The organism is Micromonospora sp. R77 (assembly GCF_022747945.1).
Lineage (GTDB): Bacteria > Actinomycetota > Actinomycetes > Mycobacteriales > Micromonosporaceae > Micromonospora.
This window is the reverse complement of sequence record NZ_JALDST010000001.1, coordinates 3031421-3044168: the sequence shown is the minus strand read 5'-3', so window position 1 is coordinate 3044168 and position 12748 is coordinate 3031421. Positions and strand designations below refer to the sequence as shown.

The following is a 12748-nucleotide window of genomic DNA, read 5'->3' as shown; positions in this document are numbered from 1 at the left end:
GGGGCGCGGTCCGTGACACGAAAGCCGACTCGGTCTCTTCTCAGGGGCCATCCGTGCGTCAAGGCCGCCTTGACGTGGCGGGACGGGCGGCAGCCCGCTCCCAGAAGGGCGGATCGACGGCAGAAGGGATGGCGATGACGATGCTCGGAAGGATGACCGCAGAGTGATCTGGGAGGCACCTATTCACGGTCCTCCGCCACTAGGTCGCTGAACCGTTCCGCATCAAGCAGTCGTGCGACCAATTCCGCCTGATGGGGGTCATCCTTCTCCTTCAATAGAGTGAAAAGGTACCTGAACTGTGGGCGATCGTGCTCCCGCAAGTACCATGCGGCGTCCTCTAGTATCCGCTCGCTATGATCGGCGAGCTCTCCGGTTGCGGCATTAGCTTCGTCGAACAGCCCCTTGTGGTCGAGGATTGCGATCAATGCTCCGATCCATTGCCCGTCGGTCTCAGGCTGCGGCACAAGGTCCTTGAACGCGTCCGCCACGGATTGAATGTTTGGCAGTGTTGCATGGTCTAGGTATACGGCATTGGCGAGAATGTTGTTTGCGGCACGCACTTGTTGCACTGCTTGCGCCAGTAAGACGCAGCACCCGACCGCTGTAAATAGGATGATGTAGGGCGAGTGCTCTAGCGGTAGCAAGATCGCCAGAGTAAGCATCGGCGGTACAACAGCTACCCGGAATTCGGATTCTGAGCGAAGGCGGTCATACTCTTGATACAGGGTTGGTGCGGCAACAGCTAGGTGTGCCGCGCTGTAGCTTAAAGAATCGAGCACGGAGTCTATCGGATAGATCAGACTGACGGACCCAGGCGCCTTGGATCTGCCGAATATATTTTGGACGGCGTCGACGATTAGCTGACGGGCGGTGAGGCTAATGGGTTGCAGCGATTTTCTCGCGGTTACCAAATTCGCGAATAGTCGAATGGGTAGCCATGCGGCCCCCTTCTTAAACCTAAATCGACTCAGCGACAGCTTCTCTAGCTTGGCGAGCAAATCAAGCCCGACCGATCCGATCAGTCTGGCGGTTAACTGAGAAAGAGTGTTGGCGGCGGATCCAATCAAGAAGGCGACGGAGACTAGAAGCGGCACCGTTGCGGTCCCCGAGCCGCTAGCAAGCAGTTCTTTAATGGCAGCACCCTCAGGCGTGTCACGCAAGATTCGGTCGCTGTGAGGAGCGAAGATTGCCACGAGGACGCCGAGCCAAAGCAACCCGCTAGCGAGTGGCGCGCGAAGATCCCGCAGCCCAGGGAGGAGCGATGTCAGCAGGCCCACTTCGGCAGCCTAGCGGAGCTGCGCAACCCAAGGGCTTTCGCAGGAGCGCGGGGCTGTCACTGGACACCACGTTGCCAGACACGAAAGCCACTCATTTGCCCTGGTTGACTCGAGGGCGTTGTACCAAGCCGTCTCTGCAAGGCAGGGGTTCGAGCCTCAGCCCCACCTGGGCCCGTGCCCGATCCGTGCCCGATACAAAGGTCGATACCGGCCAGCGGAGGCCCATTGCAGAGCTTGGCCGTATTGCCCGTGCTTCGATGACCAGCCAGCACCAAGCCGGGAGGCCGTGACCCAACCCGATTCCCAAGCTGACAGTCGGCACCTTCCAAGCTGACGCAGGTCTGGGAGACCTCCCCGACCGGCAAGACCGGATGGATGTACGGTCCATCGCCATGAGCTATGACCTGATCTTTGTACCCAGAAGGGACGACCAGTCCTGGGATGACGCGTTGGAGGCGGCGGAGGAGGCCGACAGCGACGAGCGGCCAAGCGGCGAGGCTTGGGCCCGACTGGTGGCGGCGGCGCGACAGGTTCTGGGTGAGGTTTCCGTCTTCGAGGGGGCCCACAACTACGAGTTGACCCACGAGCCGACTGGCATCCAGATCAGCTACTACCCAGAAGAAGCAGCGGTCACGGTTCCCTACTGGTACCGAGGCGAAGGTGCGCGGGCGGTCGTCACGGCGATGTATCAACTCGGCGATGCCGTCCAGGCGGTCACGGGCCTACCCGGGTACGACCCCCAGTTGGAGTTGTCGTTGTCGGATGCCGTCGCGCAGGCAGAGCTTGCTGCTGGCGTCTTCGATGAGGTCGCGGCGTCGTTCGCGAAACGTGGGATATCCAGTCCGAGCAACGGCTGAGTGACTATCTGGGTGACGACAGGCACGAGTGGTGGCGGACGTGGACGGACGAGCGTGGACAGTTGCCGCAGGTGCATGACCACGACAGCACAGGTCAGCGAGCCATGTTGGTTGCCTGGGGGTCAAGGAGTCGGGGTCATCCAAGCGCCTCGTCGTAGCGATGACCGCTCAGGCTGGATAGGTGCGAAGGAACGACTGCGCCGCTGCCTTCAGGGCCGCTACCGCTTCGTCTGCCTGGTCATACGTTGCGCCCCATCCGGCATACAGCTCTAAGAAGCGATCGCCCACCGCTCGCAGTTCCGGCATTCCGGAGTAGCAGGCCTGCCAGTAGATCTCGTGGGCCAGGTCCTCGGGATCACCCTTGCCAGCAACGATGTTCGCCGCTGCCTGACGCATGAGGTGTAGCCGGGCGCCATTCTTGTCCGGGACCGGGCAGCCGAGCTCGTCCATCGCCTGCCGGAACAGGTCGACGGCCTCCCGTGACTGGCCCTTGGAAAGGCCAGCCAGTTCACGCAAGCTTGGAGAGTCGACGCCTCGGGTCAGAGCGTGAGCAGCCGTCATCGGCAGGTCATCTCCGACCGGCTCGTCCATCGCTAGCCGAATGGCAAGGTCGCGCAGCTGCTCCATGCCGCAGAGGCTAGGCGGTGCGCGGGTTGCCGGCCAAGGCGTCGACAATCGAGAGCATGCTTGGGGACGCGGGCAAGAGAGGGCAGCCCTCGTCGAAGGGTCTGGGGCACAGGTGGGGCACAAGACATCGTGAAACGTCGTCAACCAGTGCCGAACCATGGGAGCCCGAGACGCCGCATGAGCAGGCGTGCAGGGCTGATCCCGCTGGTTGCGAGCTTGCGGCTCTTAGTTCCGCTTCAACTCCCCGAGCTATGGACGCCCGGCTAGCCGGGCGCATCGAGGGCCAGCAAGGATGCGGCCGTGGCGGAAGTGATGACCTTATTCATGCGGTCCGGCGAGCCGGTGGCACAGCGCCTCCTCGACGAGCTGGTCGCGGAGCTGCGGACACGGTATCCGGTTGTGGCTGCTACGCCGGCTGGTGATGGTGTCGGGTGGGCCTCGTGCGAGTTGTCCAGCGACCGCGACGTTGCAGGGGAAGCCCGCGTTCGATATGCGACGGTCGTGGCCGCCAGCGAGCGCACGACTCCTGTTGCTCTGCGGGTGGTTACCCGACCCGATGCCGTCAACAACGCCGTCAGCAACGGACTCGATCAAGGCGGTCCCGCCGACTTAACCCTCTGTGACACGCTCGCGGAGGTCACTACATCTGGCTACCTGCTTGACTGGATGATCGTCCGAAGCATTCACAGGCTGACCTGCGAGCGGTGGGCCGCCATCCTCCACACCGAGCAAGCAGGCTTCGGCACCACGACTCCTGAGTCCGAGGCATAGCGACCGTCGACAGCAACGGCGACAGCAACGGGTAGGTACGGGGACGCCGCCGGCCGCCGATCGCCGACAGTCGCCCGAGGTCGCGGACACGGGCGGACCTCGCCGGACGAAGCGCCCAGAACTTGTAAGCGAGATGTCGCGCCTGGGCTGGCGAGCGGGCTTATCGGGGCAGCGGGTTGGCGACGTAGACGCCCTTGCCCTGCCGGCCGTCGATCAGCCCTTCGGCCTTGAGCAAGAGCATCGCGGCCCGGATGACGGTGTTGCTGACCTTGTAGTGCTCGCAGAGGGCGGCGAACGACGGCAGCTTGTCGCCCGGCTTCAACTGGCCGGAGCTGACATGCTCTCGGATATCCCGGGCGACCTGTAGGTAGGCAGCTTCAGACATAGGTGGTGCTCCCAGCTTGGCGGCTGGTGCAAGCAGACCACACCACACGCTCGACTTACAACGCTATGTGTCACAGCTGTTGACCCTGCGCACATTGCGTCCTAAGTTGCTCGTGGGGCTACCCAGCTTGGCGGCCGGGTCGTCCTGCCGTGGGTGCCCTGTCTCCGGACACGGCTGACCGGGTGCCCACGGGACCCCAGGCGTCGGCCGGAGGCGTGATGACCAGACCGAACGATGCAACTGATCCGACCGCAGGTGCCGTGCCGGATACCGGGTACCACCAGAGGCAGGACAACAGCCGGCGGCGCGTCTCCTACGACGAGTACGTCCTGGCGGTGGCGCTCACCCTCGCCCGCCGGCACCGACCCGTCTGGTCATGGCAGCACTGGCGCCGCATCTGCCGCTGCGGAAGCGGCCTACCCTGCCGAAACCGTCATCCCATCCCGATCAACCGCGGCCACTGGCCGAGCCAGGCTGCGCCGCGATGACGACCCACCTTCCGGTCACCCCTACCTGGACGTGCGGCGGCTGCGGTGCTGACTGGCCGTGCCTGACCCGGCGGCGGGAACTGCGAGCCGAGTACGACCGCGCCCCGGTCTCGCTGGCCCTCTACCTGGCCACCCAACTCGTCGACGCCGCCCAGGACCTGGCCCACGTCCCCGCCGGCCACCTGCACCAACGGTTCCTCGGCTGGACCCGATGAGCATCCTTCGACCCGGCGACGAGAAGTACCACTACAGCGACGGCTCCCACAAATGGATCCCGCCGGACCCCGACTACGACCAGGACGTCTGGAACGAGCAGGTCCGCCAGCACAAGCACGGCCACCTCAGGAACGAGCGCCCCAAGGTCCGCATCCAACGCCTCGTCTGATGCCAGCAGTACAGCAGCGAAGTACAGCAACCGTGCCAGCCGCATCAGGCCGGCAACGACGAAGACAAGCCCGATGACCTCGGACCACACCGCAGACGACCAGGCCGCCGGCAATCCATAGGTTCAGGGTTCGAGTCCCTGGCGGCCCACTCCTTCCGCAGGCCGGCCACCCATCCACCGGTCTTTCGCTTTGGTGCGCGTGGCCCCGTACAGCGGCGAGCCGGTCACGCAGATGCATGTCACCATCGACCCATCTGAGGTACAGTTTTCTGTACTTCTCATGGAGGTGGTCATGCGGACCGTGAATTTCACCCAGCTACGCCAGAACCTGGCCGCAGAACTCGACAGCGTCATCAACGACGCGGAGGAAGTGGTGGTGACCCGATCCGGCCACGAGCCCGTGGTGATCGTGCCGCTTGCGGAGTACGAGTCGATGAAGGAGACCGAGTACCTCCTGCGCAACCCGAGCAACGCCGCCGCACTGCGCCGATCGATGGCGGAGCTGGAGAAGGGTGATGCGGCCGAGCGGGAGCTGGTTGACCCGGCGACCGTGCGGGACATCGCGTGAGGTTGGTCTTCACCGCGACGGCGTGGAGCCAGTACCTCAGCCACACGGACCGAAAGCTGGTCAAGCGCATCAACGATCTCATCGCGGACGTGATGCGCAACGGATACGAGGGCATCGGCAAACCGGAGCCCCTGCGGGGAGAGCTGTCCGGCTTCTGGTCCCGCCGGATCGATCGCGAACACCGCCTGGTGTATCGGATCACCAAGGACGACGTCGAGATCATCGCCTGCCGGTACCACTACGGCGACCGATAGCGGACCGAACCGGCACCGGCAGCGGCCTCATCCCCCACCTCGGCTGCAGGGATCAGAGAGCCACCGCGGGCGGCGTGGCATCCACGCCGGTGTGGTCGCGCGGCCGAGCCCTGTCGTACGAGGTTTGCAGAGGTCCCCTGTCCCGCCCTCGCCGTCGTGGATCTGCACCCGGTGGTGTGCCGTGCCCTGTGCGCCGTCACCTGTGTGCTGTGCTGAGCATGCGGTGTCTGCCGGGGAGTCGAACCCCTGCGCCTGCCCTCGGCGCGCCAGGAGGTGAGCCGGATTACAGCCGGCCCTCTGGTCGTGCACGCCTCCACGTCGGCTACCTGCTCCGCAACCCCTCAGTCCAGCAGCTCGACCTCCCAGTTCGTCCGCTGGATCAGCGTGTCGACCTCCCGGATCTGCCGGGCCAGGTCGTCCGCCTGCCTGCGCAGTTCGGCCACCGGCAGCGCCGGGATCATCTTCAGCTCCGACCGTAGCTGCCGGTAGCCGCGCTGGCCTTCACCGCCGGCGGCGTCCGCAGCGACGGTGACCACGCGGTGCCGCAGCCGGAGTACGTCCCGACGGGCGAGCGCGTCGGTGAGCGTGCCCGCACCCTCCACGAGAGTGGCGGCGTTGGTGCGGTTGATCCGCCGGATCAGCGACTCCAGCTCACCGAGCGCCTCACCGGCCTCCGTGAGGAGAGCCGAGGCGTCCTCGGCGGGTGCCTCGCCCTCCTGGTAGCGGGCGCTGGCCGTGATGCGGGCACGGAGTTGTTCGGCGCGGCGCGCCGCGTCCGCGCGCAGCGCCAGGGCCTCAGCGAGCTTCATGGGCACCAGTATGGCCGGTGAAGATCAACGCCGCGCTCGCATTTTCCTTCCGAACCCGCCAGTTCCCTCCCGGGCCACGGCACGAGAGCGGGCACTCGGCCCGGGAACCGAGGCACACCGCGGGCGGTCGGTCACCTGGCCGCGCGCTCCTTGGCATCCGGCCAGGGTGGCATGTCGTCGAGGTCTTCGCCTTCCTCGGCCCTGACCCACCACCCGGTGTCGTCGACGTAGTGCTCGAACCATGCCGCCAGGCTGGGGGAATCGACCCACCAGGCGGCATCGGGATCCCCGGGATTGGGTTCGAAGAGCAGGACGGTCCCTTCCTCACTTCGGCAGTCGACGCAGGCATACATGCCACAACCCCAGTCCAGGATCGGCAGGACGCCCTCCGGCCAGGCCCAATCGGTACCGGCGTGGTCGGCCCGGGCTTCGAGGTAGCGCTCGACGGCCTGTTCGGATGTCGGTCCGCCCGTGAGGCTCAGTAGTTGGTAGTCGGGACCGAAGCCACCGTTCGCGAAGTCCCGATAGATCGCTGCCAGCAAGGGGTGCAGGTGGAATCCGAGGCGCGCCTCGGCATCATCGATCCCGTCCTGGGTGAGCGGGGCGGCAGGCGGCATGTCCGGCTCGTCGTCGCGAGCCCGTGCGGCGATGCGAGCCAGGAGTTCGGTGTAGTCCGTCACGCGAAGGATCATGCCGTGGACGGGTGTCAGTTTCGCCACGGCGAGGAGCCGCGGACCATCAGGCAGGAGACAGTGACCGCAGGAGGTGGCTGGTTCAGGCGATGAGCAGGCGGAGGCCGAGTTCCGCCGCGTCGAGGTCGAGGAGGTCGCGGTTGCGTTCGGCCCACCGACCGGAGGCGAGGTCGGCGCGGAGGCGCTGCACGGCCCGCTGCTCGGCGTCCGGCCCGACCGTGGTCCAGACCGAGATGCCGCGACGGACGTTCTCGTCCAGGTATGCCTCGGGGCGGCGCCAGTAGGCCTCGAAGAAGCCGTCGACGCAGTCCCACGGGATGGGCACCGGCTCGGCGCGGGCTCCGATCGCGTCGGCCAGCTCGGTCAGCGAAGGCTTGCCGACCAGCATGTCGGCGACCTCGGGAAGATAGTCGCGGGTGAGCCAGAACCGGTGCAGCCAGGCGGCTTCGCCGGTGTCGGCCGTGAACACCACCACCCGCCGGGCGACCCGCCGCAGTTCCCGCAGGCCGGCGATCGGGTCCTGCCAGTGGTGGATGGTGGCGAAGGCCAGCGCCGCGTCGAAGGAGCCGTCCTCGAACGGGAGGTTCTCCGCGGCGGCGGCCACGCACGGTGCCGCGCCGGCGGGGCGCTGCGCGCGCATCAGCGCCGACGGTTCCACCGCGAGGACGTCCCGGTCGGTGGGCTCGTAGGAGCCGGTGCCGGCCCCGACGTTCAGCACCGTCCGCGCGTCGCCGAGCGCGGCCCAGACCTGCGCGGCGATCCGCGGCTCGGTCCGCCGGGTCACCGTGTACGTGGCCCCGATGGTGTCGTACAACTGAGCGTTGGACATGTCGCCGCCTCCCTGGACAGTGGATCCGCACGTCTGGTCCCGACAGTGCCATGGAAAGCCGTGACGGGTGACCCCGACAGCGCGACAGTGGTCAGACCGGAGACCGCTGTGGACGGCTACGGCGTCCACCTGGAGCCGCCCGACTGGCCGGATCACTGGCGCGTCCCGGCCGAGCGCAGCCGCTCCGCCAGCACCCGGCACCGCTCCCCGAGCTCCGGCGGCTCGACCACCTCGAAGTCGTGCCCGAGCAGCACCACGTGCATGAGGACGAAGTCGAGGCTGTCCGCGCCGCTGACCACCTCGCAGCGCCCGCTCCCCGCCGACCGTACGACGGCCGCCGAGGCCGGGACCTGCGCGCGTACCGTGTCGGCGGGCGCGTGCACCAGGAAGCGGGCGCGGTGCCGGTAGGCCCGGCTGGCCACCGCCTCCTGCACGTACGTGGCCGCGTCGGGTGCCGCGCGCGGGCGGAACCGCCAGGTCCGGGCGGCCACCCCCCGCATCCGGTCGACCCGGAAGCTGCGCCAGTCGGCGCGGTCGAGGTCGTAGCCGAGGAGGTACCAGCGCCGGTCGGCGGCGACCAGGCGGTACGGCTCGACCCGCCGCCGGCGCAGCTCGTCACCGGACGGGTAGTCGAAGCCGGCCTCGACCTCGTCGCGGCAGGCCCGGGCCAGGGTCATCAGCACCTCGGGGTCGACGGGTGCGCGTCCGCCGCCGAAGGACTCCACCGCGCCGGAGAGCGCGCGTACGTCGTGCCGCAGCCGGGCGGGGAGGACCCGGTCCAGCTTGGTCAGCGCCCGCAGCGCGGCGTCACCGGTGTCGTCGACCGCACCGGCCAGCAGGGCGACCGCAGTGGCGATCGCCTCGGAGTCGTCGAGGAGCAGCGGCGGCAGGTTCCGCCCCGGACCGAGCCGGTAGCCGCCGCCGACGCCCTGGTCGGCGTGCACCGGATAGCCGAGCGCCCGCAGCCGTTCGACGTCCCGCCGGATGGTGCGCGGCGTGACGCCGAGCCGCTCGGCGAGTTCGGGGCCGGTCCGGACCGGGTGTTGCTGCAGCAGCCCGAGCAGGGTGAGCACCCGCTCCGTCGTACCGCGCTCGGCACCGCCTGCCCTGCCCATGTCGCTCAGCCTAGGCAGCAATAGCGGACCGATCCTGTCCGCCAGGCATGTCAGGGTGAGCGGGACGGACACCACGACGAACGGAGCAGGCACAGTGAGCCGGCACATCCAGGTCACCTTCGACGCACACGACCCGCGGGCGCTGTCGTGCTTCTGGCGCGACGTGCTGGGCTACGTACATCCGGGGCCGCCCGGCGTCGAACTGCCGGCGGGTGCCGACCCGCTGGCCGCGTGGGACGACTTCCTCGCCCGGACGGGCGTACCGGAGCAGGAGCGCAACTCGCGGTCGGCCATCGAGGATCCGGACGGACCGGGACCACGGCTGTTCTTCCAGCGGGTGCCGGAGGGCAAGGTCGCCAAGAACCGGGTGCACCTCGACGTCCGGGCGGCCCCCGGGCTGCGGGGTGCGGAGCGGATGGCGGCGCTGGAGGCCGAGTGCGACCGGCTCGTCGCGCTGGGGGCGACGCGGGTACGCCGCGAGGAGCCGGCGCCACCGATGAGCGCCGGTCACCTCGTGCTGACCGACCCCGAGGGCAACGAGTTCTGCCTGGACTGAGGCGGGTCAGCGGCGGACGCCGACGCCCCCGTAGCCGTGCGACACGCCGGCGCGCGGCTCGCCGTCGGGCCGCCACTCGGCCAACCGGACGAGGCCCGGCTCGACCAGGTCGTACCCCTCGAAGAAGCGCGCGACCTCGGCGTGCGGGCGCGGAACGAGCGGCGCGCTGCTCTGCCGGTAGACCGCCTGGCCCTGGGCGGCGCCGACCGGCGGCGCGCCGTCCAGGGTCAGGTGGGAGACCGCGAGCAGGCTGCCCGGCGCGGTGGCGTGGCGCAGCAGGCCGACCGCGGCCCACGGGTTGTCGGCGTCGACCACGAAGTGCAGCACCGCGGCGAGCAGCACGGCCACCGGCCGGTCGAAGTCGATCAGGCGGCGGACGTCCGGGTCGGCCAGCAGGCGGCCGGGCCGCCGCAGGTCGCCCTGGACCACCACGGTACGGCCGTCGGACGGCAGCAACCGCCGGGCGTACGCGACGGCGACCTCGTCGTTGTCGACGTAGACCACCCGGGCGTCGGGGGCGAGCGGCCGGACGATCTCGTGCACGTTGCCCTGGGTGGGCAGCCCCGCGCCGATGTCGAGGAACTGCCGGATGCCCCGCTCGGCCGCGAAGCGGACGGCCCGGCGCAGGAACGCCCGGTTGGTCTGCGCGGCGACACCGGTGTCCGGGAAGATCTCCAGCACCCGCTGGGCGGCGGCCCGGTCGGCGGCGAAGTTGTGGCAGCCGCCCAGGTAGTAGTCGTACATCCGGGCCACGTTCGGGCGGGCCTCGGCCTCGGTCGGGGTGGTCGGCGGCTCACCGGTCACGACAGGGTTCCTCCCTCGACGGACGTCCTCGCGTCCTGATGTCTAGCACCCTGCGCGACACACCGCTGACCCGTCGTGTCCGTGATCCGGCTGCGCCCGCCCCTGACCTGGTACGACGGTGGGAGCACCGATCGTCGAGGAGGAGATGGCGATGACCAGTCAGCGAGAGACCGTCGAGGTCGACCCGGTCCTGTTCCGCGCCGTCTACGACTCACCCGCGTCGCTGCCCGGACGGCACACCTGGACCACCCCGGAGGCCGACGTACGCCGGCTGGAGAAGCTGCTCGGCATGCCGGCACGGAGCATCGGCGCGCCGCTCTGGGTCAGCGGCGACCAGCCGGACTGCCCGAAGTGCGGTCGCCGGGTCAACTGGTACGACATCGTCGCCTCGGCGCTGCACGGCGTGCACGACCGGGCGATGATCGCCCGGGTGATCCTCGGTGACCGCAAGTACGTCAACACCGAGGTCCCGGCCGCCGTCCCGGGCGTGTACTGCGCCGACTGCCGTACCCCGATCGACGGCCTGCGCAGCTTCAAGTGCCACAACTGGGCGTACGCCTTCGAGGCGCTGGAGGCGGTGATCGAGCGGATGTCCGGCGCGTCCGCCGATTGAGGGCGGACCCTCTTCTAAGCTTTCTGCATGGGCATGACGGATGTTCCGGACATCAGCGTCGAGTGGTACCGCGATGTCGTGGACTTCGCCGACGCCACCCCGCAGCCGGTGCACTGGTTCGCCACGCACTTCACCGAGGGCGCGCTCCTGCTGCTCGGTCTGCTGCTGGTGGTGGTCGCCGCGCCGAAACTGTTCCGCCCCGACGCGCGGGGACGGGCGCTCGCCCTGGCCGCCCCGCTGACGGTCCTGGTGGCGTACGCCGCCAGCGAGGGGATCAAGTCGCTGGTGGCCGAGGACCGGCCCTGCCGTACCCCGGCCGACCTGGTGATCGTCGCCGGGCACTGTCCACCGGTGGGCGACTGGTCCTTCCCCAGCAACCACGCCACGATCGCGGGCGCGCTGGCCGCCGCGACCCTGCTGCTGCACCGCCGGCTCGGGCTGCTGGTGGCCGCCCCGCTGGCGCTCCTCGCCGCGATCTCCCGCACCTTCGTCGGGGTGCACTACCCGCACGACGTGGCCGCCGGCCTCCTCCTCGGCGCCCTGGTCACCGCCGCCCTCACCCCCCTGGTCGCCCGCCCCCTCGCCGACGCCCTCCGCCGACGGACAACCCGCACCCCCCACCCCCTCACCCACCCCACCCCCCGCCCCTGACCCACGCCCCTTCCGCCGCGCCGCGCCGCGCGCTTCCGCGCGCCGCAGTTTCACGGAAAGAGTGGCCATTTCACGCGCAATGACCCCTCTTTCCGTGAAAGTGACGGCACGTGGGCGGGCGGGGCGGGGCGGGTGGGGTGGGCGGGGTGGGGGCGGTGAGAGGAGGGGCGGGGGTCAGGTGTGGGTGAGGAGGGTGAGGGTGAGGGTGGTGGCGGTGATGAGGAAGGGGCCGAAGGGGAGGTGGCTGGACCAGCGGGCCCGGCGGGCCGCCAGTAGGAGCAGGGCGACCAGGGCGGAGAGGGCGAAGGTCAGCACCAGGCCGGCCAGCAGGACCGGCCAGCCGTACCAGCCGAGCAGCGTGCCGACGCTCAGCGCCAGCTTGGCGTCGCCGAGCCCGAAGCCGCGTCGCCCCAGCAGCAGCGTGGTCGCCGCGAACCCCAGCGCCAACCCCACGCCCGCCTCCGTGGCCCGCAACCAGGGCGTCGGCCCCGCCCCGGCCAGCGCGGTCAGCCCGAGCAGCACCCAGGTGCCCGCAGCGGCCGGATAGCTCAGCCGGTCCGGGAGCCGGTGCACGGCCGCGTCGACCAGGGCCAGCGGCACCGCCCACACCAGCCACCAGGCCAGCGCCGCCCGCTCGCCGACGGACCCGTCGACCAGCGCGACCACCACCAGCGCCGTCAGCAGCGCCGCTTCCACCACACCGGGCGGCGCGCCGATCCGTCGCCGGCAGTCGGGGCAGCGGGCCGCCGGCCCGAGCGCCGGCAGCGGCCGGTCCAGCCCGAGCGGCGCGCCGCAGCCGGCGCACCCCGCCCGGTCGACACACCCCGGGGGTACGGCGTACCGGGCCACCGCCAGCCGCACCAGCGGCCCGACCGCCAGGGCGGCCAGCAGCTGTACGCCCCGACGGGCGGCGGGCGCCCGGCGGGCGCACCGCGGGACGAGCTGTCAGCGGCTGGCGCCGGTGCGGCGGGAGCGGCGGCCGGCGGCGGGCCGGGAGCGACCGGCGGCGAGGCGGGCGGCGGTGCGGGGGTGGCAGGAGGACGGGGACCGGTCATGCCGAGTCCGCC

Annotated in this window: 17 protein-coding genes and 1 pseudogene; 9 read left to right on the top strand and 9 right to left on the bottom strand. The window is 69.6% G+C overall.

Annotated elements, in window-relative coordinates; genetic code table 11:
- Nucleotides 1-179: 179 nt before the first annotated feature.
- Nucleotides 180-1277, bottom strand: coding sequence for a hypothetical protein (locus MRQ36_RS14190; protein WP_242795872.1), 1098 nt, complete (start codon nucleotides 1275-1277; stop codon nucleotides 180-182).
- A 392-nt stretch (nucleotides 1278-1669) separates the two neighbouring features.
- On the opposite strand from MRQ36_RS14190, the gene MRQ36_RS14185 reads away from it, so the two are divergent.
- Nucleotides 1670-2134 carry a hypothetical protein gene (locus tag MRQ36_RS14185; RefSeq protein ID WP_242795870.1) on the top strand — a complete coding sequence of 155 codons (465 nt, stop codon included), beginning with the start codon at nucleotides 1670-1672 and terminating at the stop codon, nucleotides 2132-2134.
- Between the two features lie 168 nt (nucleotides 2135-2302).
- On the opposite strand, the gene MRQ36_RS14180 is transcribed toward MRQ36_RS14185, so the two are convergent.
- Complete coding sequence (locus MRQ36_RS14180; RefSeq protein ID WP_242795868.1) at nucleotides 2303-2761, bottom strand: hypothetical protein; 459 nt, start codon at nucleotides 2759-2761, stop codon at nucleotides 2303-2305.
- A 300-nt stretch (nucleotides 2762-3061) separates the two neighbouring features.
- Between MRQ36_RS14180 and MRQ36_RS14175 the strand changes: the two genes are divergently transcribed.
- Nucleotides 3062-3532, top strand: coding sequence for a hypothetical protein (locus tag MRQ36_RS14175; RefSeq protein WP_242795866.1), 471 nt, complete (start codon nucleotides 3062-3064; stop codon nucleotides 3530-3532).
- Between the two features lie 160 nt (nucleotides 3533-3692).
- On the opposite strand, the gene MRQ36_RS14170 is transcribed toward MRQ36_RS14175, so the two are convergent.
- Entirely contained in the window at nucleotides 3693-3917 is a 225-nt protein-coding gene (locus MRQ36_RS14170) for a winged helix-turn-helix domain-containing protein (RefSeq protein WP_242795864.1), read from the bottom strand.
- A 484-nt stretch (nucleotides 3918-4401) separates the two neighbouring features.
- Here MRQ36_RS14170 and MRQ36_RS14165 point away from each other — a divergent pair, with 484 nt between their 5' ends.
- The 4 genes from MRQ36_RS14165 (at nucleotide 4402) to MRQ36_RS14150 (ending at nucleotide 5612) form a co-directional block, all read left to right on the top strand.
- Nucleotides 4402-4620, top strand: coding sequence for a flavin reductase (locus MRQ36_RS14165; RefSeq protein ID WP_242795862.1), 219 nt, complete (start codon nucleotides 4402-4404; stop codon nucleotides 4618-4620).
- A complete protein-coding gene (locus MRQ36_RS14160; RefSeq protein WP_242795860.1) occupies nucleotides 4617-4790 on the top strand; it encodes a hypothetical protein in 174 nt (57 codons plus the stop codon). Before MRQ36_RS14165 ends, MRQ36_RS14160 begins: the two co-directional genes overlap by 4 nt.
- 292 nt (nucleotides 4791-5082) lie before the next feature.
- The gene (locus MRQ36_RS14155; protein WP_242795858.1) at nucleotides 5083-5358 is read left to right on the top strand and encodes a type II toxin-antitoxin system Phd/YefM family antitoxin; all 276 of its coding nucleotides are present in this window, start codon (nucleotides 5083-5085) and stop codon (nucleotides 5356-5358) included.
- On the top strand, nucleotides 5355-5612 hold the full coding sequence (locus tag MRQ36_RS14150; RefSeq protein ID WP_111242115.1) for a Txe/YoeB family addiction module toxin: 258 nt from the start codon (nucleotides 5355-5357) through the stop codon (nucleotides 5610-5612). Before MRQ36_RS14155 ends, MRQ36_RS14150 begins: the two co-directional genes overlap by 4 nt.
- A gap of 341 nt (nucleotides 5613-5953) precedes the next feature.
- Here MRQ36_RS14150 and MRQ36_RS14145 read toward each other — a convergent pair whose 3' ends face one another.
- The 4 genes and pseudogenes from MRQ36_RS14145 to MRQ36_RS14130 all read right to left on the bottom strand — a co-directional run bounded on the left by MRQ36_RS14145 (nucleotide 5954) and on the right by MRQ36_RS14130 (nucleotide 9057).
- Nucleotides 5954-6421: a DIP1984 family protein gene (locus tag MRQ36_RS14145; RefSeq protein WP_242795856.1), complete on the bottom strand. Its 468-nt coding sequence runs from the start codon at nucleotides 6419-6421 to the stop codon at nucleotides 5954-5956.
- A gap of 131 nt (nucleotides 6422-6552) precedes the next feature.
- Nucleotides 6553-7101, bottom strand: coding sequence for an SMI1/KNR4 family protein (locus MRQ36_RS14140; RefSeq protein WP_242795854.1), 549 nt, complete (start codon nucleotides 7099-7101; stop codon nucleotides 6553-6555).
- A gap of 94 nt (nucleotides 7102-7195) precedes the next feature.
- Nucleotides 7196-7933, bottom strand: a pseudogene (locus MRQ36_RS14135) (class I SAM-dependent methyltransferase); the annotation flags it as partial.
- A gap of 161 nt (nucleotides 7934-8094) precedes the next feature.
- Nucleotides 8095-9057, bottom strand: coding sequence for a YafY family protein (locus MRQ36_RS14130; RefSeq protein ID WP_242795852.1), 963 nt, complete (start codon nucleotides 9055-9057; stop codon nucleotides 8095-8097).
- Nucleotides 9058-9151: 94 nt separating this feature from the next.
- Here MRQ36_RS14130 and MRQ36_RS14125 point away from each other — a divergent pair, with 94 nt between their 5' ends.
- Nucleotides 9152-9613 carry a VOC family protein gene (locus MRQ36_RS14125; protein WP_242795850.1) on the top strand — a complete coding sequence of 154 codons (462 nt, stop codon included), beginning with the start codon at nucleotides 9152-9154 and terminating at the stop codon, nucleotides 9611-9613.
- A gap of 6 nt (nucleotides 9614-9619) precedes the next feature.
- On the opposite strand, the gene MRQ36_RS14120 is transcribed toward MRQ36_RS14125, so the two are convergent.
- A complete protein-coding gene (locus MRQ36_RS14120; protein ID WP_242795849.1) occupies nucleotides 9620-10417 on the bottom strand; it encodes an SAM-dependent methyltransferase in 798 nt (265 codons plus the stop codon).
- A 151-nt stretch (nucleotides 10418-10568) separates the two neighbouring features.
- Here MRQ36_RS14120 and MRQ36_RS14115 point away from each other — a divergent pair, with 151 nt between their 5' ends.
- The gene (locus MRQ36_RS14115; protein WP_242795847.1) at nucleotides 10569-11030 is read left to right on the top strand and encodes a hypothetical protein; all 462 of its coding nucleotides are present in this window, start codon (nucleotides 10569-10571) and stop codon (nucleotides 11028-11030) included.
- Between the two features lie 33 nt (nucleotides 11031-11063).
- Nucleotides 11064-11681, top strand: coding sequence for a phosphatase PAP2 family protein (locus MRQ36_RS14110; RefSeq protein ID WP_242795845.1), 618 nt, complete (start codon nucleotides 11064-11066; stop codon nucleotides 11679-11681).
- Nucleotides 11682-11855: 174 nt separating this feature from the next.
- Here the strand turns inward: MRQ36_RS14110 and MRQ36_RS14105 are convergent, their stop codons facing one another.
- A complete protein-coding gene (locus tag MRQ36_RS14105) occupies nucleotides 11856-12572 on the bottom strand; it encodes an A24 family peptidase (protein WP_242801106.1) in 717 nt (238 codons plus the stop codon).
- Nucleotides 12573-12748 lie beyond the last annotated feature (176 nt).

Coding starts and splice junctions, on each gene's coding strand:
- MRQ36_RS14155 (WP_242795858.1), top strand. CDS start 5,083: ATGCGGACCGTGAATTTCACCCAGCTACGCCAGAACCTGGCCGCAGAA.
- MRQ36_RS14130 (WP_242795852.1), bottom strand. CDS start 9,057: ATGGGCAGGGCAGGCGGTGCCGAGCGCGGTACGACGGAGCGGGTGCTC.
- MRQ36_RS14160 (WP_242795860.1), top strand. CDS start 4,617: ATGAGCATCCTTCGACCCGGCGACGAGAAGTACCACTACAGCGACGGC.
- MRQ36_RS14165 (WP_242795862.1), top strand. CDS start 4,402: ATGACGACCCACCTTCCGGTCACCCCTACCTGGACGTGCGGCGGCTGC.
- MRQ36_RS14180 (WP_242795868.1), bottom strand. CDS start 2,761: ATGGAGCAGCTGCGCGACCTTGCCATTCGGCTAGCGATGGACGAGCCG.
- MRQ36_RS14115 (WP_242795847.1), top strand. CDS start 10,569: ATGACCAGTCAGCGAGAGACCGTCGAGGTCGACCCGGTCCTGTTCCGC.
- MRQ36_RS14110 (WP_242795845.1), top strand. CDS start 11,064: ATGACGGATGTTCCGGACATCAGCGTCGAGTGGTACCGCGATGTCGTG.
- MRQ36_RS14170 (WP_242795864.1), bottom strand. CDS start 3,917: ATGTCTGAAGCTGCCTACCTACAGGTCGCCCGGGATATCCGAGAGCAT.
- MRQ36_RS14145 (WP_242795856.1), bottom strand. CDS start 6,421: ATGAAGCTCGCTGAGGCCCTGGCGCTGCGCGCGGACGCGGCGCGCCGC.
- MRQ36_RS14185 (WP_242795870.1), top strand. CDS start 1,670: ATGAGCTATGACCTGATCTTTGTACCCAGAAGGGACGACCAGTCCTGG.